Consider the following 20,228-nt stretch of genomic DNA (forward strand, 5'->3'; position numbering starts at 1 on the left):
GCCCCCGGCAGGGCCGCCGGGGGCTTTTTGGATTGAGTTGTTACTGCCCGCCACGTAAGGCATCGATGAAACAGGCCGATGAGCCGGAACCGGACGCGGGGGGTTCGTCTTCGTCGGGATCGGTGTCGGGTTCCTCGGGGATGTAGGGTCCCATGCCGATGGCCACGAAGTGTTCGCCGTTGGAGACAAAGGGCGTGGGCCTGCTCTCACCGTTGGCTTTGTTGTAGGGTGAGAGCCCCAGTTGCCCCCACTGCACCACGGACTGATCCGCGGTCATGGCGGGGAAACGTCCTTCGGGCAGGTGCTCGTCGTCGGGGACGGGGCCGAGGCCGATGATGATCTCGTCGGTGCCGTCGTTATTGATGTCCGTGGTGGCCGGGCGCGTCTCTCCCTGCATGCTGTTGTAGTCGTTCCAGTCCACGGTGAGCCAGCTGTGGTGGACCGGGGCGCCGTTGACATAGGTGGCGATCTCGGTGCGTCCTTCCCCGCCGGCCCCCAGGCCCAGGAGGATTTCATCCCGTCCGTCGCCGTCGATATCCCCACAGGTCGGCCAGGTGGCCCCGTTGGAAGCGTTGTATTCGGTCCACTGGCTCTGTCCCCAGGCCTTGAGCTCAAAGGGGCCGTTCAGGTTGTTGTTGCAATCCTTGTCCAGGATGGCGTAGCGGCCGTTGGGCGTAAAGCTGGTGCTTTCGTCCGATCCCAGTCCCACCACGATCTCCATGCAGGGGTCGTCGTCGATGTTGCCGAAGGCGGGCCGGGTTTCCCCGATGGCCTCGTTGTAGGCATCCCAGGGGATCGAGGTCCACTGGCGGAGCGCGACGTTGCCGAGGCTGTATGAGAAGACAGCCAGTTTTCCCTGCCCCCCTTTGCCCAATCCCACCACAATTTCATCGACACCGTCTCCGTCGATGTCCCCGCATGCAGGCCATGTCTCTCCGTTTTCAGCGTTGTACTCTTCCCAGGGAATCTGCCCCCAGGCCAGGTGCTTGAAGTCATGGGAGATGATCTGGAAGTACCCGCCGGGAATGGAGGGATCCGAATCCACAGGCCCCAGACCAATCACCAATTCATTGTAGCCGTCTCCGTCCAGGTCGCCGCTGGCCACCCGGGCTTCGTTGTTGTTTTTCCTGTAGGCATCCCAGCCGATGCTGAGCCAGTCTCGGTGCTGCATGCGGCTGTCCAGGATCTCGATGGAGGCGTTGCCCGTATCGTCCGTAGGGTTGGTCTGCACGAGGGTATCGGTGACCTTGGTGGCGTCCGAATGCGACAGGCCGCCGTTGTCCGTTACCGTCAGCGTGAACTCAAGCTCCACGCCGCCCGGTGTGGATTTGGGCGCCACAAAGTGGACGACGGATGCCCCCGGGGGCGTCAGGGTCACGGTGGGCCCGGCCGTCTGTTCCCAGGTCCAGGTGGAGATGCCGTCATCCGGATCCTGGGAGGAGGTTCCGTTTAAGGTGACCGTCTCTCCCTCCAGCACGAACTGGTCTTCACCGGCATGGGCCACGGGGGCCTGGTTGACAAAGAGGATCTGAACGGCGGCGGTGTCCGTGGCCGTGAGCCCCTGGCTGTCCGTGACGGTAACACGGAAGAGGAGCCTTGCCCCTCCGGCACCCACAATGGGGGCCGTGAAGGTGGGGCTGACGGTTTCAGCGTCGGACAGGAAAGCCGTAGGCCCTTCGATCTGTTCCCAGAGATAGCCGGCCAGGTTGTTGTCCGGGTCATGGCTTCCGGCCGCAGAGAGGGTGACGATGGCCCCTTCGTCCACCACCTGGTCGGGCCCAGCAGAGGCCACGGGGGGCTGGTTGACAAAGGCGATGGTAACGGTCACCTCGTCGGTGGCGAAAAGCCCGCCGTTGTCCGTGACCTTGAGACGGAATGTCAGGGTGGCTTCGTCCATGGTGACATCCGGCGCGGTAAAGGTTGTGACGGCCTCATCGGGTGTTGCAAGGGCCACGTAGGGGCCGGAGACCTGCTCCCATCTGTAGGCTGCGATGCCGTCATCAGGATCCGAAGATTTCTCACCCGAGAGGGTTGCCGTGCTTTTTTCATCGGCGGAAAAATCTTCACCCGCCCTTGCCACCGGGGGCTGGTTGGTATCGGTGACGTTGATGATGACCTGGTCCGTAGCGGAGAGTCCGTCGTTGTCCGTGACCGTCAGTTCAAAGGTCAGGGTCGATCCATCGGGACCATCGGCACGGGCGGTGAAGACCGGTGCCTCGGCCGAGGCATCGGACAGGGTCACCACCGGCCCGGTTTTCTGTGCCCAGCGGTAGGATGCAATGGTGCCGTCGGGGTCGCTGGACCCTGCCGCGGAGAGGGTCACTTCCGTGCCGTTACGCACGGTCTGGCCGGGCCCGGCCTCGGCCACGGGGGGCTGGTTGAGGTTGGAGATGTTGACCAGCACGGTGTCGGTGCCGGTGAGGCCTCCTGTATCGGTCACGGTCACCATGAAGGTGAGCTGGGTACCGTCTGGGATGTCGTCAGGAATCGTGACGGTGGGGGCCACAGCCGTTGTATCCGAAATGCCCGCCGGGGGGCCCAGGGTCTGGGTCCATGCATAGGAGGCGATGCCGTTGTCCGGGTCCGTGGAGCCCGCCGCCGAAAGGGTTACGGTCCCGCCTGCGGCCAGGGTCTGGTCGGCCCCGGCGTCGGCCACCGGGGGCTGGTTGACGAAGATCACGTTGATGACGGTCTGTGCCGTGGCCGAAAGCCCGCGGCTGTCCGTCACGGTCAGTTTAAAGGTCAGGCTGCCCCCGGAGGGGCCCACGTCCGGAGCCGTGAAGCCGGCAACGGCGGTATCGGCGTCCATGAGGTCAACAGACGGTCCTTCCAGCTGTTCCCAGCGGTACGCGGCAATGGGGTCGTTGTCGGGGTCCGAGGAGTTGACCGCCGAGAGGGTGACGGGTTCCCCTTCCCGTGCGGTGCGGTCCGGCCCGGCATCAGCCACGGGGGGCTGGTTTTCATAGGTGACGTTCACAAGGCTCGTGGCCGAATGGGTGGCTCCCTCATTGTCGGTGACCGTCAGCTGGAAGGTCAGGGCGGTGCCGTCGGCGTCCACATCGGGGGACGTAAAGGTTGCCGTTTCCGTGTCGGCACCGGAGAGGGCGACCACCGGCTCGTCGGCGGTGGGGACCTGTTCCCATGCAAAGGCGGTGATGGTGCCGTCCGGGTCGCTGGAGTTGGCACCGGACAGGGTCACCTCAGCCTGCTGGTCGACGGTCTGGTCCGGCCCGGCGTTGGCTTTTGGATTTCGGTTGACCTTGGTCAGGATCACCTGGGTGGTGTCCTGATCCGTGGCACCGTCCGCATCGGTGACCGTCAGGGTGAATTCAAGGGCGGTGTGGGACCCGACGTCGGGAGAGACAAAGCTGGGGGTGGCCGTGTCGGCGTTATCAAGGGTGACGGTCACCTTTGTGTTTGAGTCCGTGCGAGCCCAGGCGTAGCCGGTGATGGTGCCGTCCGGGTCGCTGGAGCCCGTACCGTTCAACACGACGGTGGTGGGGGTGCCGTCGGAGGTGATCTCCGGGTGGGTCTGGTCCGGGCCTGCGTTGGCCACGGGCGGCCTGTTGAGGCGCGTGATGGTGACAAGGACCCGATCCGAAGCGGTGGCGCCGTTGTCATCGGTGACGGTGAGCTCGAACTCCAGGGGGGTGTCCGCGGATACGGTGGGGGCCGTAAACCGTGGCGTGGGCGTGTCCGCATCCTGGAGCGAGACCGAAACCCCGCTGTTGGTATCGGTGCGGGCCCAGGCGTAGCGGGTGAGGGTACCGTCCGCATCGCTGGAGCCGTTGCCGTTCAAGGTGACGACGGTGGGCACCCCACCGGTGGTTTCAGGATGGATTTGATCCGGGCCTGCGTTGGCCACGGGCGCCTGGTTCACGTGGGTGATGGTGGTGCGGACGCGGTCCGAGGCGGTGGCACCGCTGGTGTCTGTGACGGTGAGTTCAAACTCAAAGGTGGTGTTGGCCGAGACATCCGGGGCCACAAAGCTCGGGGTGGCCGTGTCGCTGTTCTGCAGCGAGATGGCGATGCCCGTCTGAGAGTCGATACGGGTCCAGGCGTACCCGGTGATGGACCCGTCCGGGTCGCTGGAGGCGGAGCCGTCCAGGGTGACGGTCGTGGGGACCCCATCGGTGGTTTCGGGCCGGGTCTGGTCCGGTCCGGCGTTGGCCATGGGGGCCTGGTTGACGTTGGTGATGGTTATTGTTACGCGGTCGGCATCGGTGGCCCCGTTGTCGTCGGTCACCGTGAGCTCGAAGACAAGGTCGGTGTTGGTGGAGACGCTGGGCGCATTAAACGAGGGCCGCACGGCCGTGGGACTTGAGAGAATGGTGGACACGTCGGAGTGGGAGTCCACACGCCGCCAGTGGTAGGCGATGATCGTGCCGTCTGAATCCGTGGAGCCCGAGGCATCCAGGGTGATGCGCGTGGGGATGCCGCCGATGGTTTCCGGGTGGGATTGATCAGAGCCGGCATCGGCCGCAGGGGAGACGTTTCCACCGGGAAGGGGAATGGTCTTGGTGACTTCGTTTGTGAAGTCGGACGGCTGATTGCAGGCGTTGAAGGCCTTGACGGCAAAGTAGTAGGTGGTGTCCTGGGCCAGGCCGGGCACGGAGTAGACCATCTGGGGCGGAAGGGCCGCGGGTTGCGGGATGCTGGTGCTGTGGTCGGTGTAGGCCCCCGATTCCGTTCCCCAGTAGACGATATAGTACGAGGCCTCGGCCGAGGAGGGCCAGGTCAGGGTGGCGTCCCCTGTCTGCTCCACACGTTCGGTGACGGTGACCGTCACCCGGTCGGTGTCTGTGGCCCCTTTGTCGTCGGTGACGGTGAGCTCGAACTCAAAGGCGACGTCCCCGGTTACTTCCGGTGCCGAAAAGGAGGCAGAGGCCGAACCGGCGTTCTGGAGCACCACGGTGTAGGCCGTGTTCGTGTCCACACGGCTCCAGGCATAGCTGGCAATGGAGCCATCCGGATCACTGGATGCGGTGCCGCTCAGGGTCACGGAGGTAGGAGACCCGTCGGTGGTGTCCGGGTGCCGCTGATCTGAACCGGCATTGGCCACAGGGGGCGTGTTTGCACCCGGCAGGGCAATGGTCTTGGACACTTCGTTGGAAAAGTCCGAGGCCCCGTTGCAGGCGTTAAACCCTTTGACGGCAAAAAAATAGGTGGTGCCTTCGGACAGGCCGGGCACCACATGGGTGATCTGGGAGGTCAGGGGCGAGGGCTGCGGAATGTTGGCGCTCTGCTGGCCGTATTCACCGGAGCTGGTGCCCCAATAGACGACGTAATGAGCGGCTTCGGCGGCAGGGGGCCAGGAGAGGGTGGCCTCCCCTGCGTGGGCCCCCATGGGGGCGAGAAGCCAGAAAACAAAAGCCCACAGGACGAAAAGGGAGCGAAACCCCATCCGAAGGAGGGGCCGCGTTCGCTCCGAGCCATGGGAGGTGCTGACGGGAACATTCCAGGTGCGTGTGCGTAAATCTCGTGTTGCGGGCGTGTATCTCATTACGTTTCTGCTTATAAGTCATGGTGTTGGGGGGTGTCTTTCCCAACGGGTATTGCATTTAAGTTCGGGAGCCGGCCCAAAATCGGAAGCCGGGTGTCTTCGGCAATCTGTTTTTCGGATTTGTAGGAGCTGTCCATGGTGTCCAACAGGATGTGCACAAAGACAAAGGCCGCGAGCCCAGCAAAGAGCCACAGGAGCGTGGGCAGGGCCCGGTCGCTGCTCCAGGCAAGGCGTGTGGCCGGTGCCAGGGGGTCCATGCGGGGAACGTCGATGACCGGTGCCTTGATGTGGGCGCCCTGTCGCTTGTACCCCTCCTGGATTCTCTGGTGGAGGGTGGTGCTGTAGTAAAAGACCAGGTGGCTTCCCAGTTCCTTGTCACTCCCCGTGTAAATGGTTCGCAGGTTGTTGTCCTCGACCCTGAGCGTCAGGTTGGTCAGTGCCTCATTGTAGATCGTGTTGGTTTTTTTCGGAGAGATGGGCAGCCCGTAGCCCCGGGGGTATCCCATGATGCGCTGGGAGTTGAAATTGCTTTTGACGAACGACTCCCAGCGAGAGGGGCTTGAGAGAAGGGGGGCCAAAGGGGCCACCCCGGTGGGGGAGCCTGTCTGGGCCACCGGGGCGTCCTGGGGAACGGCAAAACTGGATGAAAGGGTGTATACGCTTGGCGTCAAGGCCATATAGCCGACATACACCAGGGGCGGGATCAGGACCATCCAGAAAAAGATCCAATGTGCGGTAAGGCGATAGGCCAATCGCTCAAGGTAAAAAATCATGGTCAACCTCACGATATCGCGGTTAGCGGTTAGAGGGTAATAAACGCGTGCCGGCTTTCCCCGTCCCGTGGCGACGTGCGGGGCCGTGGCTCAAGGGCGACAAGGGGTTTCGCCACTGGTTGGCGACAATGCCGAGCACGAGGGCACCGCTGGACTGGAGGGCGCAGCAGGCACGCTTGGTTTTTGACTTGGGGGTGACATGGGTCAGGGCCACGAGGATCACCCCGTCGGCGGCTTTGCCTAACAGCATGGGGTCGTTCATGTTGCGGTTCGTGGGGTAGACGGCCGAGGCGTCGATGAAGATCAGGTCGTACCTGTTTTTGGCCTCGTTGATCAGGGCGGCCTGGCTGGGAATGGAGCTGGCGTCGTTCCAGCTCTCCGATCCGGTGAAGGCGGCGGCCGTGAGGATGGACAGGTCCCCCATGCCCGGCACGGCGATGACTTTGTCCAGGACATCGCGGGACGAACTCGGCGGGGGCTCTGCGGGGATGCCGAATTGTGTGTGCACCTCCGGAGAAAACCAGTTGTAATCGATAAGCAGCACCTTTTTCCCTTTTTCCCCGGCGGCCAGGGCGGCCAGGTTGCAGGCCAGGGTGGTCTTTCCCTCACCCCACCAGCCGCTGGTGATGAGAACGCTCCGGGGCGGAGAGGCCCCTTTCTGTTCAAACACGACGGAGTAGATGCGTCGTGTCTCAGCACTGTTCCTGAGGGTGGATGACGTGTTGCTGTGTTTCCTGTCCATGGTGTATCCTTGACTATGGTGTTGATAAGATACGTATAACGGGTCCGTACACATGGCCACCGGCGTCCTCCGGGCGCAGGCCTTGCTCGGCAAGGCGTGTTGTGTCTCCGGAAAAGGGCTCGTGGGGCCACGCGGCGCATTGCAGATGAACACAAAAGCACCTGCCACCAGAACAATGGGTCCGGTCGCTTGATGCGTGGGTATGTACGAACATCGGTATGTTAAAACAGAATCATTTCAGGAAGGAATTACAGCGGGTTGGGGCGTCTGTTTCGTCAGGTTGTGAGGCTGCGGGACGTCTTGTCTGGTGAGGCTCAAGGGGAGATGATGAATCCTGTGTATGTATTCCAAATATAGTTGAATGTGTTCTTGTTTTCAATGCAAATTAAGGTGACACCCCTTGTTTTTTTTAATGAGTATTGTTCCGGGAAAGGGAGCTCAAGGGGGCGCTGTGGAGCGGACGGAACAGGGCCACGGCGGCATCTGGCCGCCTGCCTGTCGGCGTTCACAACGCCAACCGTTTTTTTGCTCTAAGCCCCTTCTGACGGGCTATCCTGCTTGTATTATCGGTGCAATGCACGTATATCTGTCTTGCATTGAGGGGGCACCCACGACAGACCATGGGCAACGACCGGAGTCGGGTTGACTGGACGGATTGGAACAGGGAGCGGTAAGGCATGCAGGAGCAGGGCGGTATCACCATCACAACGGAGCAGGGGCAAGGCGTGATTCGCCTGTACGGCCCCTGGCGCCAGGCCGGTCCGAAGCTCCGGCTTTCGGAGTCCGTCCATGCCCTGGAAGCGGCCCGGCAGGTGCGCTTTGACACCACAGGCCTTGTCAGCTGGGATTCCCGGCTGGCCGTTTTTGTGAGCGGGCTGGTTGCCGACCTCAAATCCCGGGACGTGGCCGTGGATGAGGAGGGGATTCCCAAGGGGATGCTCCGGCTCATGGCCCTGGCCGCCCAGGGGGCCGGGGGCGATGCCGTTCCGGTTGAGGCGCCCCGGGAATCCCTGCTGCTGCGTGCGGGCCTTAAAACCACCGCTGCGTGGATGGTGCTCGTGGATACCCTCTCCTTTGTGGGGGAGGTGGCCCTGGGCCTGGGCCGGGTTCTCACCGGCAGGGGCCGCTTCAGGCGCGACGATTTTTTTCTTCTCCTCCAGGACTGCGGGGCGTCGGCCCTTCCCATCGTTTCCCTTATCAGCCTTGTCATCGGTGTGATTTTTGCCTTTGTGGGCTCGGTGCAGCTCAAGCTGTTCGGGGCCCAGATTTATGTGGCCGACATTGTCGGCCTTGCCATGGCCCGTGAGCTCGGGGCCATGATGACGGGCATCATCATGGCCGGGCGCACCGGCGCCGCCTTTGCCGCTCAACTCGGTACCATGCAGGTCAATGAAGAGGTGGACGCCCTCACCACCATGGGGTTGAACCCGGCGGAGTACCTGGTGATACCGAGGATGGTGGCCCTGGTGCTGATGATGCCCCTGCTTTGTCTGTATGCGGATTTCCTGGGCATCGGGGGCGGCATGGCCATCGGGGTGGGGATGCTGGACATCCCCTGGGTTCAGTACTGGAACCAGACCCGGGCAGCCCTTGACATCACCCAGTTCATGCACGGCATCCTCAAGAGCATCCTGTACGGCGTCATCATTGCCATGGCCGGCTGCTATCACGGCATGCGATGCGGGCGCAGCGCCTCGGATGTGGGGGATGCGGCCACACGGGCCGTGGTCGCCTCCATTGTGGGCATTATCATCGCCGACGGCCTCATCGCCGTGGTCACCAGCATCATCGGAATCTAACATGACCAGGACACGAACCGGGGAGCCCCCCTTAAAAGTGACGGACCTCACCATGGCCTACGGCCCGAGGGTGATACAACGGAATCTCACCTTTGAGGTGGGCCAAGGGGAGATTTTTATCATCATGGGGGGCAGCGGCTGCGGAAAGAGCACCTTGCTCCGCCACCTTGTGGGGTTGAAGGAACCCGCCCGGGGAAAGGTGTTCCATGGCCCGACCTCCCTGTACGATGTACCCTCCCGGGAGCAGAGCGCCCTGATGCAGCGCATCGGGATCCTCTACCAGAGCGGGGCGCTTTTCAGCTCCATGACCCTGTTTGAAAACGTGGCCCTTCCCCTGTATCAGTACAGCGACTACACCCCGTCGGAGATCCGGGAGCTGGTGATGTTCAAGCTCTCCCTTGTGGGGCTGGGCGGATTTGAAGAGCACCTTCCGGCAGAGATCAGCGGCGGCATGAAGAAACGGGCGGGGCTGGCCCGGGCCATGGCCCTTGACCCCGAGGTCCTCTTTTTTGACGAACCCTCGGCAGGCCTCGACCCGGTGAGTGCCCGCCGCCTGGATGATCTGATCCTGGAACTCAAGGAGTCCCTGGGGGCAACCATCGTGGTGGTGACCCACGAGCTGGCCAGTATCTTTGCCATCGGCACCGATTCGGTTTTTCTGGACGCGGAGACGAAAACCATGATCGCCTCCGGCAACCCCAGGGAGCTTCTCGACCGGTCCGAGGATGCCCGGGTGATTCGATTTTTAACGCGTGGTGCAGACGACCAGTAGCCATGGTGTGACGTTGGGGAAGGGTTCCTTCCCTGCAGAAGGGAACCAAACCAATTGGAGCGGGCATGAAACAGAAAGCAAAACTAAGCATCATCGGCGCCTTTGTGGTGGGGGGCTGCCTCCTGGCCTCGGCCATGGTGGTCACCTTCGGGGCGGGAGAGTTTTTTAAAGACAAGGACCGTTTTGTCCTCTATTTCGAAGATTCCCTGAAAGGACTTGATGTGGGAGCCCCCGTGCGATTCATGGGGGTGAAGGTCGGCAATGTGACGGGCATCGACCTGGTGTTTGACATGAAGAACCTCTCCTTTTGTACGCCGGTCCATATCGAGGTGGACAGCGACCGGATCAAGCTCATGGACTACGGGGCGGATACCGAGCTGATCCTGGGGTCCATGGATGAAGATGATTTCAGGACAGAGCTGGTGAAACGAGGCCTTCGGGCACAGCTCAAGATCGACAGCCTGCTGACGGGAAAGCTCTATGTGGCCATCGGGTTCCACCCGGACAAGGCCTACACCCTCACGGGCAAATCCAAGGACATTGATGAGCTGCCCACGGTTTTGTCCGACATCTCGGAGCTGTCCCGGACCGTGGAAAACATTCCCGTGGAGGCCATCGCCGACCGGTTTCTCTCCACGGTGGACGCCATCGATCGCCTGATCGTTTCGGTGGAAGAGAACGATACCTTCGGAAACCTGAACGAGGCCATGGGTGAGTTCACGGGCCTCATGCAGGAGGCCCGAAAATCCATTGCCCCCATCACCACGTCCATCGAAGGGGCGGCCGTGGAGACAAGGACCCTGGCGGTGAACTCCGGCGAGGGGATCCAGCGAACCCTGAAGGTCCTGGAAGAGGTGGCTGTTTCGTCACAGTCCATGGTGGAGACGGCGGAAAAGACCCTTGAGAGCCTGGACGCAGGTCTGGGTGCCGACTCGGCCGTTACCTACCGGTTGAACCGCATGCTCGGCGACGTGTCCGAGGCAGCCCGCGCCCTGCGGGCCCTGGCCGACTATCTGGAGCGTCACCCTGAAGCGCTGGTGTTCGGAAAGGACAAGGGGAAGTAGGGACGGGGACCTGTCCTTGATTCACCCGCCATGGATTCGCCACAACAACGAGATGCGGGATTTTTGGGATGCAACACGGTGATTGCATCCGGTCCCGCTTTGATGCCACTGGAGAAAAAACATGCCGAAGATTGTGAACCTGATTGTTGCGGGAGCACTGCTGCTCATGGCCGGATGCACCTCCTCTTCCACCGCGGTAACCTATCACCTGCTCCATCCCGTGGCGGCATCCGCGGAGGCCGGAAGCTGGGATCCGTCGACCTACGTGGTGGTGGGACCCGTTGACCTGCCGTCCTACCTGGACCGCCCACAGATGGTGGCCCGCAAAAGCGACCACACCCTTTCGGTGAACGAGTACCAACGGTGGGCAGAACCGTTGGATGAGGGCATTGCCCGTACCGTGGCGGAAAATCTGTCTCGCCTCACCGGGGGGGACAAGGTGTTTCTCTACCCCTTTGATACCCCGAAGGCCTCTGTTTCCATGCAGGTTTTTATGGACGTGGTGCGATTTGATACCGATGAGGCGGGAAAGGCTGTGCTGGATGTGCGCTGGGGGGTGAAAAACGGAGAGAAGGAGATGCTTTTTATGCGTCATACCTCCCTGTCCGGCGATGTGGAAGGGGCCGACCAACCGGCCCGGGCCAAAGCCCTGAGCCGGTTGGTTGCCGAGTTCAGCAGGGATGTTGCCGAAACCCTGATGAACGGGAAGTAACACTGTGGGGGTCAGGTCATGGCTTTGAACATGCCTGTTACCCCGTCGCCTCCGGAGAAGTCCCCCAGGTCCACCCGCACCGGTTCCAGCAAGGTGGGGTCGACCCCGAAGCCTTCCATGATCAGGGTATCGAGGACGCGTATTTTGTGGCGCATCTCTTTTTCCGTGTGGGAGGGCCCGATCATGCCCTGCATCATCATGGTCTCCATGGTCAGGGTCTTTAATCCCTCTTCAAATTGATGGGCTTTTTCCGCTGCGGCTTCCATGTCCTGGCGGATGGCCATGAAGTGGTCCTGCAGGCTGTGGCCGCCGTTAAAGGAGCTCATGGTGATGATGGCGGTCACCAGGTGGGTCTCCAGGTCGGCGCCGCGGTTAGACAGGCCCTTGAGGAGCCGGTTGAGAAATCCCGTGGTTTCGTCGGTCCATCGCATCTTTTCACCCCGAAGCAGCACAAGGAAGAGATCGTCCCGTCCCCCGGCCAGATGGGCCCGTGCGGCATCCACCACGCTTTGCGGCGGGTTCGCCTTGACGTTGAGCCGTTTGACGAACAGCTCCATGCACTCCCTGGGCAGGGTGACGCTGACGGGCTCGGTGGCATCCTCCAGGGTGATGTCGACGATGACCGTCTCCCCGCAGACAGCATCAAGGAGGGCCTTTTCGTCTTCGGACGTGCATCGGCACTCGGTGAAGAGGGGTTCTAATTTCAGCTTGGTCTGGCGGTCGGGGAAGAAGAGCAGCTCAAAGAGCATGTCCCGGTCGGGGTGTTCCTCATTGTCAAAAACGAGGCGCAGCTCCTCGGGCATGGTGATGGAAAAGGTGGACTCAAGAAAATGGGACATCTCTTTTTCAGGGGTGATACCCCTTCTGAGTTCTTCGAGAAGTGTGCGGGTCAGCTCCTCGTGTTGGCTTTTTTTGTTCATGGTCTTTCCTTGTATTGAATGATCCATGGTTGAACATCTGGTAACAGGCCATACGCCTTCGGTATGGTCCAGAGTTTTGACGGGGCTTGTTTTTCGACATAGAATGGTCTTGGGCATGTCAACGCGCCGGGAAACGCATGGGGTGAGAATGTGCGGGCCGGTGTTGACCGGGCGGAATGAATGGGGCATGAGAAATGGAGTGAATGGCGCTACTTATTCATAATATAACGGCTTTACGGCGCAGTGCAAATTAAATTTCGGCGGCAGGCCGTTTTGCGGGCCATGCCTCGGCATCGCCGGGACAAACGGGGTGGTTTCGGGCATGGATCTTTGGATTGAACCGATGTAACGCAGCGGGTAAGGAGGACTCATGAACAGAACCGGGATGCTTTCTCAGGCAGCAGAGCGTGGACGCGTATGGGACATGATCGTGGTGGGCGGCGGGGCCACCGGCCTTGGGGTGGCCGTGGAGGCTGCCTCCCGGGGATACACCACCCTGCTCCTGGAGCAGGCGGATTTTTCTCAAGGCACCTCCAGCCGAAGCACCAAACTTATCCACGGCGGTGTCCGGTACCTCCAGCAGGGCAACATTACCCTGGTCCTGGAGGCGTTGCATGAGCGGGGGCTGCTTTTTCACAATGCCCCGCACCTGGCCCGTCACCAGTCCTTTATTGTGCCCAATTACAGCTGGTGGGAGGGCCCGTTTTACGGCATTGGCATGAAGTTTTACGACATGCTGGCCGGAAAGCTCGGAATCAAGCCGTCCAAGCACTTGAGCCGCGAGCGGACCCTTGAGCTCATCCCCACCCTGGAGCCGGAAGACTTGAAGGGCGGCGTGATGTACTACGACGGCCAGTTCGATGACGCCCGGCTGGCCATCACCCTGGCCTTAACCGCAGAGGATCACGGAGCCTGTCTTTTAAACGCCATGCGGGTGGAAGGGCTTATCAAGAACAAGGGGCTGGTGTCAGGGGTTCGGGCCGTGGACGCAGAAAGCGGTGACAGCCTGGAGATCATGGGGCGCAGCGTGGTCAACGCCACGGGGATGTTCGTGGATGAGCTCTGCCTGCTCGATGATGCCTCCCGGGAGCCCATGATCGCCCCGAGTCAGGGGGTGCACATTGTCCTGGATAAATCTTTTCTGCCCGGGGACAGCGCGGTGATGGTTCCCCAGACCGACGACGGCCGCGTCCTTTTTGCCGTGCCCTGGCACGACCGGGTCATTGTGGGCACCACGGATACCCCCATTGAAAAACCGGTCATGGAGCCCGGTCCCAAGGAGGAGGAGATCGAGTTTCTCCTTACCCATGCCGCCCGCTACCTCACGAAAAATCCCGAGCGGCGGGATGTCCTGAGCGTGTTTGCCGGCGTTCGTCCCCTCATCGGCTCAACCAGCGCTAAAAAGACCGCGGCCCTCTCCCGGGATCACCACCTGGAGATCTCCAATTCAGGGCTGGTCACCATCGCCGGGGGCAAGTGGACCACCTACCGGAAGATGGGCGAGGACGTGGTGGACCATGCCATGAAGGTGGCCGGCCTTCCGGAACGCCCCTCACGAACGGCGTACCTCAACCTCCACGGCTGGTCCGCCGACGAAGCAGGAAACGCCCCTTACCCACTTTACGGCAGCGACGCCCGCCTCATCAAGCGTATCGAAAAAGAGAACCCGGACCTGGCCGGCCTTCTCCACGAGAAGCTGCCCTATCGAAAGGCCGAGGTGGTCTGGGCCACCCGAAATGAAATGGCCCGCACCGTGGAGGATGTCCTGGCCAGACGGACCCGCTCCCTGATTCTGGATGCCCGGGCCGCAATGGCCGCCGCCCCGGAGGTGGCACAGCTCATGGCCGACGAACTCGGCAAAGACCAGGCCTGGGCCGACGCCCAGGTGCGGGCCTTTACGGAGTTGGCAACGGGGTACATTCTGGAAGGATAGGCCTGGCACTCCTGGCGTTCAGTCACTTCGCCCGCCTTCTATGGTTAAAGTGCATGGAAGAAGGCCTCCGGCGGTGAGGTGTGCCACCTCGAAAGCAGGTTGCGAATGCGCTTTCCCCTTCGTTCCTCAGGGAAAATCATATTCGCTTTTGATTTTGATTTTGATTGGCCTGAATTTGCTTTTTAAGGCCTGTTTGTTAAACTTTTTAAAAGTTTAGCCCCCGGCAGGGCCGCCGGAGGCCTCTTTGGCCGGGTTACTTTATCCCCTTGGCCAGGGCCTGGAGGCCTTTGCCCATGAGCCAGCACACAAGGGCGATGCAGGGAAAGACGATGAGGGCCGGTGTGTTGGCGAGTTTGGCCGCCCCCAGGATCAGCTGGCGCCTCACGGCGGAGAGCCGGTCGTCCAGGATGAGCTGGAGGAACCCCAGGTCTGCGGCCTGGTGCATTTTCAGCCAGGCCCAGCCCCCTTTGTTCACCACGAGCATGATCTGAAGGACCAGGGCTTTGAGGGTGACGAAGACGGAGAGAGTGACCCCTGCCAGGGGAAGGTAGGACAGGTAGTGGAGGACAACCGAAGTTGCCTTGGATGCCGGATGACTCATGGGGACCTCATGGGGGGTGTCTTGATGCTGTGTAAACTGAAATCGGGCACGCAACGTGGGCGTTGGTTTATTGGCTCGCATCACCGGTTGTGCGTGTGACCGCCAATCTATAATACGCTGAAGGGATTTGGCAACAGGGTTTTCATGGACGGAAAGGGCAATCGGGTTGATTCCCTCCACGGGGTGGGATACACTCGTTGTTTTTTTATGACCGGTCGGTCAGTCATAACCTAAGGGGGCTGGAATGCCGAAGATTGTGGACAAAGAGGCAAGGCGGGAAGAGATCGCGGAGCAGGCGGCCCATCTTTTTTTCCTTGAGGGGTACGAGAACACGCCGGTCCGAGCCATCACCGAGGCGGCAGGGATCTCCAAGGGCTCTTTTTACGACTACTTTTCGTCCAAGGAAGAGATCCTCGGGTTCATCGCCGGAATGCGTTTCCGCATGTGGCGGGACTTGTTTGAAGGAGCCGTTTTTTCGGCCGCAGGGCGGGGCGCTTCAGCAGAGCTGTCGGCGGTGGTGACAGAGGCCATCCGGTCGGTGGCCTCCCTGACGCCCCATACGGTCAACATGCTGGACCTCTGGCGCATCGCCATGCGGGGCAGGGGAAACGCGGGCCTGACCGAGTCCATGGACCGGGCCATGACGGAGCTTCGAACCATCCTGGAAACGGTTGTGGACCAGGGAAAAGCCAGGGGCGAGTTTCGCAGCGACACCGACTCCCGGGCCACATCTGTGGGGATTCTGGGCCTGGTCTCCGGGCTCACCATGCATGTGAACATGATGAACACCGCCTCCATGGATCCGTCGCACATGGCTGAGAAGACCTGTAAACTGATTTTGTCGGGGATAGAAACAAAGCCGCTGTAACGCGGAGATGGGGTATGTGAAGAATGGTTGTTTCATTGGGGGACGATGTCTCCCTGATCGTGAATGCGGGATATGGCGGGTCAAACTGCCTGTATGTGGATGGAGAGTGCCGGGTTCTTGTGGAAACCGGCGGGGGAGAGGGGCTGTCGGATATTGACCCCGACGGCGTGGATCTGATCATCAACACCCATCGCCACATTGACCATGTCAAGGGCAACGGGTTGTTCCCCCGGGCCAGGGTGTGTGTGCACTCAAAAGAGAGATCGGCCATGGGGGATGTGGACCTCGTGGCGGCCAGCGGAGGGTGGCATCGCCTCATGGGCGGGGGATTTCAGGATTACATGGATGAGTTTCCGGTGGCACCGGACCTGCTGTATCAAGAGCGTCCGGTCCACGGCACCCTGACGGACGGTGAGGTGATCGACTGCGGGCGGACCCGCATGGAGGTCCTTCACACCCCCGGTCACACCGCAGGCCACTGCGCCCTGTTTTTTCCCGAGGAGGAGATCCTCTTTGCCGGTGACATCTGCCTGACGGCGGTGGGGCCCAATTACGCAGACCCCGACGCGGATATCGATGAGCTCATGGGCTCCATTGACCGGCTCATGGCCTTGAAACCAAAGGCCCTGGTCTCTTCCCACAGCAAACAGGTGTTCAACGGCTCCTCAGCAGAGGTGCTGGCCGAGTTCCGGGGGCGTATCCTGCAGCGGGAAGAGAGGGTCCTTGCCGCCATTGGCGAGCAGCCCGCCGATATCCATGCCCTTGCAGCCAGGAGGCTGATTTACCCCCGTCACCCTACCTGTTTTGTGGTCTTCTGGGAAAAGAGCATGATTGAAAAGCACCTTCTCCGTTTGGAAAAGGCCGGGCTTGCGGAGGTCTCCGAGGAGGGATTGTGGCATGCGGTGTAGAGATGCCTTCGGCAGACCGAGTATGAAAGGCGAATGTGATTTTCCCCGAGGAACGAGGGGGAAAGCGCATTCGCAATTTGCTTTCAAGGTGGCACACCTTGCCGCCGGAGGCATTTTTTTAAGCTATTTCAAGGCTCATCCCGTTTTTTTTTGTTTTCCCGCACCGCATAGGCAATAAGCCCCAGGAGGCCCCCCCCCAGCACAGCGCCGTAAAAGGGGCTTTTGCCATGGTCTGAAAGGAACTGGGTGACCAGGCCGATGAAGAGGAGGTAGACGGTGAAGCCCATGCCAGTGAGGGCGCCGTCCGCAAGGGACGTTTTTACGGCGTGATGGCGAGGGAACCCGCCGAACCGGCTGAGGATCAGGCAGCCTATGGGGATGTAGGGGGAGAGGGCCTGGAGGTACGGATAGGCCTGGGGGGCCAGGAGCCGCAGGAAGAGTTCCAGAAAGGGGACGAGCATGGAGGCGCAGAGAAGGTAGAGGATCCCCCGAAGCACGGGAAGGACGTACCGAAGGGAAGGCGGGGCCTCTTTTTGGAAATACGAGGAGGCGGACGCCCAGGAGAAAAAAGCGTTGGCCGCAAGCAGAATCAGGGTTGTGCCGCCCCCCAGGAAGAGGGCCGGGACCACGCCGGTACTCACGGAAAAGACACTCACCAGCCAGAAGATACTGAAGAAAACCACCCACCCCGGCGGATCGATCCACAAATCATAAAAAAAATGGCGGAAAAGATGCCCCATGACGTTCATGCGATGCTCCCTGTGGCTCAGGTTGAGACAGCGGGCCCCCACGGGCGACCCCTTCGGGGACGTGCTATCTGATATATCACAAGTTCATAGCACAGTTTGGGCAGAAGGAGCAGATTATTCAGGGGGTGGCAGCGGGGCATTTTGGGGGTACGCCCCGACGCCCGGGCCCCGGTGCGTGTCCGGGGGCCGGGAATGCGGCTGATGCATGGGCTGAGCCCTCAGCCATCAGTCTTTGCGGCTGATGACCTCCACGAGGTGGTAGCCGAAGTCGGTTTTGACGGGGCCGCTGACCACGCCGGGTTCTGCGGAAAAGACCACCTTGTCGAATTCGGGAACCATCTCCCCGGGCTTGAATTCGCCCAGGAAACCGCCCTGCTCACCGGAGGGGCAGGTGGAGAATTTTTTGGCGAGTTTGGCAAAATCGCCGCCGTTTTCTATTTTCTTCTTCAGGTCGTTGCACTCTTTTTCAGTTGCCACAAGGATGTGGCGGGCTTTTGCACTGGCCATGGTGTTGTCCTTTGTCGATGACGATGTGGTTTCAGGTCATTGCCGGTGTCCCGGCGGAGCATGGGCATCATGTCTCCCGGGTGATCACCGGCGTACCGTTTCTCTATACCATGGCCGGGGCCGGCGTGCAGAGGATTATGTGGTGACGGTGCCCATGGTGCGGGTTACCCAGGCCGTGATCTCATCCGGGGATCCGGCCGACGGGTGGCCCGTGGTCCCTTGGGCGAGCCCCCAGCCGTAGGTGACGCCCAGAAAGAGCGCCCCTGCTTGTTCTGCGGCGCTGCGATCCGACGGCTGGTCCCCTACGAAGAGAAGGGAGGACGGATGGATGCCCAGGGTGCGTGCACCGCGGACGATGGCATCGGCTTTGGAAAGGCCCCCTGTGGTGTCGCGTGTAAAGATGCAGTCGGGGTGAAAAAGGGCGAAGGAGGGCCCCAGAGGGGTTTTTATGTTTTCCAGGGTGTTTGCCGTGACAATGCCCAGGGGAAGGCCTGCGTCCGAGAGCCGTCGCAGCATCTCTGCAACCCCGTCAAATAAGGGGACGTCGTAGCTCGTCGCAAACCTGTTCCGGTACTCTTGGTCTCCCTTTTCGGCCGCTGATTTGGGAAACCCCACGGCGCGAAAAAAGGCCGTCATGGGGCTGATGGGGACCCCGCTTCCGGCGATTTCCTTGAACCCTTCCACCGTGGGAATGGTCAGCCCCAGGTTATACCGGGTGTTCAGCTCTGTGCAGATGGCAAGGTGGGGGGGAAGAGAGTCCAGGAGGACCCCGTCCACATCAAAAAACACGGCGTTGAGTTCGGGCATGGTGCGATGTGCCTCCTTTGAGGTAGAGAGTTGCAGGGGGATTGCTCCACCCCGCCCACCATACCAGAAAAAGTCCCTCAACAGCTCACGCTTTCTTTCGCCTTGCAGCGGCATGACCGGGAGCTTGATATCAACGGGGGCATTGCCTGCGCATCCGTTCGTAAATGGAAGTGTTGACAGTGCTTTTGCGGTGCTGGTATCATGATGAGTGATTGGATAAGCCTTAGGTCCCTTCCGAACCACCTTTTTTTGCTTTCGGTTTTTAGTGTCTGCTTTTTCTCGCGTTATTCTGATGTGTGCCGGTTGATTTGACTATCTGAGTTTCAGGTAGGAAAGTTATGGCTTTTTTTGAGTTGTGCCTTCGTATGGGGAAGCCCTCGAAGACACCGGTGGTTTTGGAGCGCTATCCCATAAATCAGTTAAAGGAGCAAACATGATACGAGTAAAAAGTCTGGCTTTTGCCATCGTTGCTGTTTTTTTGCTGGCGTCGGCAGTTCCAGCCGTTGCCGCCACCTCATTCCGGTGCGGGTCGACCATTGTCAAGCAGGGGATGCTTGATATCGATATCCTGAAAAACTGCGGCGAGCCGTCAAGCAGGGAGATCGTCGGCAAGACCACCGGGAATATGGAGCTGAACATCGAACGGTGGGTTTACGGCCCCATCAGCGGGTACATGTACATCCTCTATTTCAAAGCCGGAAAGCTGGAGAAGATCGAATCGTACAGACCCTGATCCATGGTTTAGCGGCCACCCGGAGTTGTTATGGCCGAGGTTGAACGATCGAAGCGATACTGCCCGTGAACCCAATGGTTCACGGGTTTTTTATGTCCTGGGCGCAGCCTGTCAACACATGAGCGCCTTGGCTGCAAAGGTTTTGAAGGCGGCTTTTTCCCGGGCGAGCCCCTCGTCCACATGGGCCCCGCTCTGCACCTCGATGTAGGACTTGACGGTGTGCATCATCTCCCGGTTCACCGAGGCGATAAGGCTTGCCAGCTCCAGGGCCCGGGGGAGCAGGGCCTCCCGGCTCACCACTTCGTTGACGAGGCCCCAGCAAAATGCCTTGTCGGCGGGGATCTTCTCGCAGGTCAGGGAGATCTGAAGGGCCCGCCTCCGGCCCACGGCCTGCTGAAGGAGCTGGGTCATGCCCCATCCCGGGTGGATGCCGATTTTGGCGTGGGTATCCATGAAGCAGGCGGAATCGTCGGCGATGAGAAAATCGCAGTTCAGTGCCAGCTCAAATCCCCCTGTGATGGCGTATCCGCTCACCGCCCCGATGATCGGGGTGGCGCATTTCTGGAACACATCCACCATGTCCCTGCCGTCCCCCCGGGGATTGACCAGATTGTCTGTGGCCAGGCAGTCCAGGTCGATGCCCGAGCAGAAGCTGTTTCCCTGCCCGCAAAGAACCAGGGCTCCCACCTCGCCGTCGGCGTCGGCCTCTTCCACACAGTCAAACAATTCCGTGAGCAGCTGCTGGGTGATGGCGTTTTTGCGCTCGGGACGGTTGAGGGTGATGAGGCCCACGGCCCCCTTTTTTTCATACAAAACAACCGATGTCATGGTGCGGGT

The 20,228-nt window shown here is 60.8% G+C and carries 17 protein-coding genes; 8 read left to right on the plus strand and 9 right to left on the minus strand.

The features are described from left to right. Nucleotides 1-40 precede the first annotated feature (40 nt). The 3 genes from BLQ12_RS04940 to BLQ12_RS04950 are packed head-to-tail and all read right to left on the minus strand — an operon-like array spanning nt 41 to nt 7,018. Nucleotides 41-5,503, minus strand: coding sequence for a PKD domain-containing protein (locus tag BLQ12_RS04940; protein ID WP_139163849.1), 5,463 nt, complete (start codon nt 5,501-5,503; stop codon nt 41-43). 11 nt (nt 5,504-5,514) lie between these two features. Next, nucleotides 5,515-6,276 carry a hypothetical protein gene (locus BLQ12_RS04945; protein ID WP_092208850.1) on the minus strand — a complete coding sequence of 254 codons (762 nt, stop codon included), beginning with the start codon at nt 6,274-6,276 and terminating at the stop codon, nt 5,515-5,517. A gap of 22 nt (nt 6,277-6,298) precedes the next feature. After that, on the minus strand, nt 6,299-7,018 hold the full coding sequence (locus tag BLQ12_RS04950) for a nucleotide-binding protein (protein WP_175469509.1): 720 nt from the start codon (nt 7,016-7,018) through the stop codon (nt 6,299-6,301). A 677-nt stretch (nt 7,019-7,695) separates the two neighbouring features. On the opposite strand from BLQ12_RS04950, the gene BLQ12_RS04955 reads away from it, so the two are divergent. The 4 genes from BLQ12_RS04955 (at nt 7,696) to BLQ12_RS04970 (ending at nt 11,365) form a co-directional block, all read left to right on the plus strand. Beyond that, nucleotides 7,696-8,817, plus strand: a complete 1,122-nt coding sequence (locus tag BLQ12_RS04955; protein ID WP_092208854.1) for an MlaE family ABC transporter permease — start codon at nt 7,696-7,698, stop codon at nt 8,815-8,817. Nucleotide 8,818: 1 nt separating this feature from the next. Further along, the gene (locus BLQ12_RS04960) at nt 8,819-9,589 is read left to right on the plus strand and encodes an ABC transporter ATP-binding protein (RefSeq protein WP_092208855.1); all 771 of its coding nucleotides are present in this window, start codon (nt 8,819-8,821) and stop codon (nt 9,587-9,589) included. Nucleotides 9,590-9,654: 65 nt separating this feature from the next. Continuing rightward, nucleotides 9,655-10,653, plus strand: a complete 999-nt coding sequence (locus tag BLQ12_RS04965) for an MlaD family protein (RefSeq protein ID WP_092208857.1) — start codon at nt 9,655-9,657, stop codon at nt 10,651-10,653. Between the two features lie 121 nt (nt 10,654-10,774). Beyond that, a complete protein-coding gene (locus BLQ12_RS04970) occupies nt 10,775-11,365 on the plus strand; it encodes a PqiC family protein (RefSeq protein WP_092208859.1) in 591 nt (196 codons plus the stop codon). 11 nt (nt 11,366-11,376) lie between these two features. Here the strand turns inward: BLQ12_RS04970 and BLQ12_RS04975 are convergent, their stop codons facing one another. After that, on the minus strand, nt 11,377-12,285 hold the full coding sequence (locus tag BLQ12_RS04975; protein ID WP_092208861.1) for a hypothetical protein: 909 nt from the start codon (nt 12,283-12,285) through the stop codon (nt 11,377-11,379). 370 nt (nt 12,286-12,655) lie between these two features. Between BLQ12_RS04975 and BLQ12_RS04980 the strand changes: the two genes are divergently transcribed. Further along, complete coding sequence (locus tag BLQ12_RS04980; RefSeq protein ID WP_092208863.1) at nt 12,656-14,218, plus strand: glycerol-3-phosphate dehydrogenase/oxidase; 1,563 nt, start codon at nt 12,656-12,658, stop codon at nt 14,216-14,218. Nucleotides 14,219-14,471: 253 nt separating this feature from the next. Here BLQ12_RS04980 and BLQ12_RS04985 read toward each other — a convergent pair whose 3' ends face one another. Then, the gene (locus BLQ12_RS04985; RefSeq protein WP_092208865.1) at nt 14,472-14,819 is read right to left on the minus strand and encodes a hypothetical protein; all 348 of its coding nucleotides are present in this window, start codon (nt 14,817-14,819) and stop codon (nt 14,472-14,474) included. Between the two features lie 244 nt (nt 14,820-15,063). Here BLQ12_RS04985 and BLQ12_RS04990 point away from each other — a divergent pair, with 244 nt between their 5' ends. After that, on the plus strand, nt 15,064-15,687 hold the full coding sequence (locus BLQ12_RS04990; RefSeq protein ID WP_092208867.1) for a TetR/AcrR family transcriptional regulator: 624 nt from the start codon (nt 15,064-15,066) through the stop codon (nt 15,685-15,687). 23 nt (nt 15,688-15,710) lie between these two features. Further along, nucleotides 15,711-16,595, plus strand: coding sequence for an MBL fold metallo-hydrolase (locus tag BLQ12_RS04995; RefSeq protein WP_092208869.1), 885 nt, complete (start codon nt 15,711-15,713; stop codon nt 16,593-16,595). A gap of 128 nt (nt 16,596-16,723) precedes the next feature. Here BLQ12_RS04995 and BLQ12_RS05000 read toward each other — a convergent pair whose 3' ends face one another. The 3 genes from BLQ12_RS05000 to BLQ12_RS05010 form a co-directional block, all read right to left on the minus strand. Beyond that, a complete protein-coding gene (locus BLQ12_RS05000) occupies nt 16,724-17,386 on the minus strand; it encodes an Rnf-Nqr domain containing protein (RefSeq protein ID WP_092208871.1) in 663 nt (220 codons plus the stop codon). 183 nt (nt 17,387-17,569) lie between these two features. Further along, complete coding sequence (locus BLQ12_RS05005; protein WP_092208873.1) at nt 17,570-17,851, minus strand: peptidylprolyl isomerase; 282 nt, start codon at nt 17,849-17,851, stop codon at nt 17,570-17,572. 135 nt (nt 17,852-17,986) lie between these two features. After that, a complete protein-coding gene (locus tag BLQ12_RS05010) occupies nt 17,987-18,658 on the minus strand; it encodes an HAD family hydrolase (protein WP_175469510.1) in 672 nt (223 codons plus the stop codon). Nucleotides 18,659-19,091: 433 nt separating this feature from the next. On the opposite strand from BLQ12_RS05010, the gene BLQ12_RS05015 reads away from it, so the two are divergent. Next, nucleotides 19,092-19,391, plus strand: a complete 300-nt coding sequence (locus BLQ12_RS05015) for a DUF2845 domain-containing protein (protein ID WP_092208877.1) — start codon at nt 19,092-19,094, stop codon at nt 19,389-19,391. Nucleotides 19,392-19,502: 111 nt separating this feature from the next. Here BLQ12_RS05015 and BLQ12_RS05020 read toward each other — a convergent pair whose 3' ends face one another. After that, nucleotides 19,503-20,219: an enoyl-CoA hydratase-related protein gene (locus BLQ12_RS05020; RefSeq protein ID WP_092208879.1), complete on the minus strand. Its 717-nt coding sequence runs from the start codon at nt 20,217-20,219 to the stop codon at nt 19,503-19,505. Nucleotides 20,220-20,228 lie beyond the last annotated feature (9 nt).

Source organism: Desulfoluna spongiiphila (assembly GCF_900101345.1).
GTDB lineage: Bacteria > Desulfobacterota > Desulfobacteria > Desulfobacterales > Desulfolunaceae > Desulfoluna > Desulfoluna spongiiphila.

Bases quoted from the DNA above. Each gene is read 5' to 3' on its own strand.
- BLQ12_RS04940 (WP_139163849.1), bottom strand. From the start codon at position 5,503: ATGAGATACACGCCCGCAACACGAGATTTACGCACACGCACCTGGAAT.
- BLQ12_RS04945 (WP_092208850.1), bottom strand. From the start codon at position 6,276: ATGATTTTTTACCTTGAGCGATTGGCCTATCGCCTTACCGCACATTGG.
- BLQ12_RS04950 (WP_175469509.1), bottom strand. From the start codon at position 7,018: ATGGACAGGAAACACAGCAACACGTCATCCACCCTCAGGAACAGTGCT.
- BLQ12_RS04955 (WP_092208854.1), top strand. From the start codon at position 7,696: ATGCAGGAGCAGGGCGGTATCACCATCACAACGGAGCAGGGGCAAGGC.
- BLQ12_RS04960 (WP_092208855.1), top strand. From the start codon at position 8,819: ATGACCAGGACACGAACCGGGGAGCCCCCCTTAAAAGTGACGGACCTC.
- BLQ12_RS04965 (WP_092208857.1), top strand. From the start codon at position 9,655: ATGAAACAGAAAGCAAAACTAAGCATCATCGGCGCCTTTGTGGTGGGG.
- BLQ12_RS04970 (WP_092208859.1), top strand. From the start codon at position 10,775: ATGCCGAAGATTGTGAACCTGATTGTTGCGGGAGCACTGCTGCTCATG.
- BLQ12_RS04975 (WP_092208861.1), bottom strand. From the start codon at position 12,285: ATGAACAAAAAAAGCCAACACGAGGAGCTGACCCGCACACTTCTCGAA.
- BLQ12_RS04980 (WP_092208863.1), top strand. From the start codon at position 12,656: ATGAACAGAACCGGGATGCTTTCTCAGGCAGCAGAGCGTGGACGCGTA.
- BLQ12_RS04985 (WP_092208865.1), bottom strand. From the start codon at position 14,819: ATGAGTCATCCGGCATCCAAGGCAACTTCGGTTGTCCTCCACTACCTG.
- BLQ12_RS04990 (WP_092208867.1), top strand. From the start codon at position 15,064: ATGCCGAAGATTGTGGACAAAGAGGCAAGGCGGGAAGAGATCGCGGAG.
- BLQ12_RS04995 (WP_092208869.1), top strand. From the start codon at position 15,711: ATGGTTGTTTCATTGGGGGACGATGTCTCCCTGATCGTGAATGCGGGA.
- BLQ12_RS05005 (WP_092208873.1), bottom strand. From the start codon at position 17,851: ATGGCCAGTGCAAAAGCCCGCCACATCCTTGTGGCAACTGAAAAAGAG.
- BLQ12_RS05010 (WP_175469510.1), bottom strand. From the start codon at position 18,658: ATGCCCGAACTCAACGCCGTGTTTTTTGATGTGGACGGGGTCCTCCTG.
- BLQ12_RS05015 (WP_092208877.1), top strand. From the start codon at position 19,092: ATGATACGAGTAAAAAGTCTGGCTTTTGCCATCGTTGCTGTTTTTTTG.
- BLQ12_RS05020 (WP_092208879.1), bottom strand. From the start codon at position 20,219: ATGACATCGGTTGTTTTGTATGAAAAAAAGGGGGCCGTGGGCCTCATC.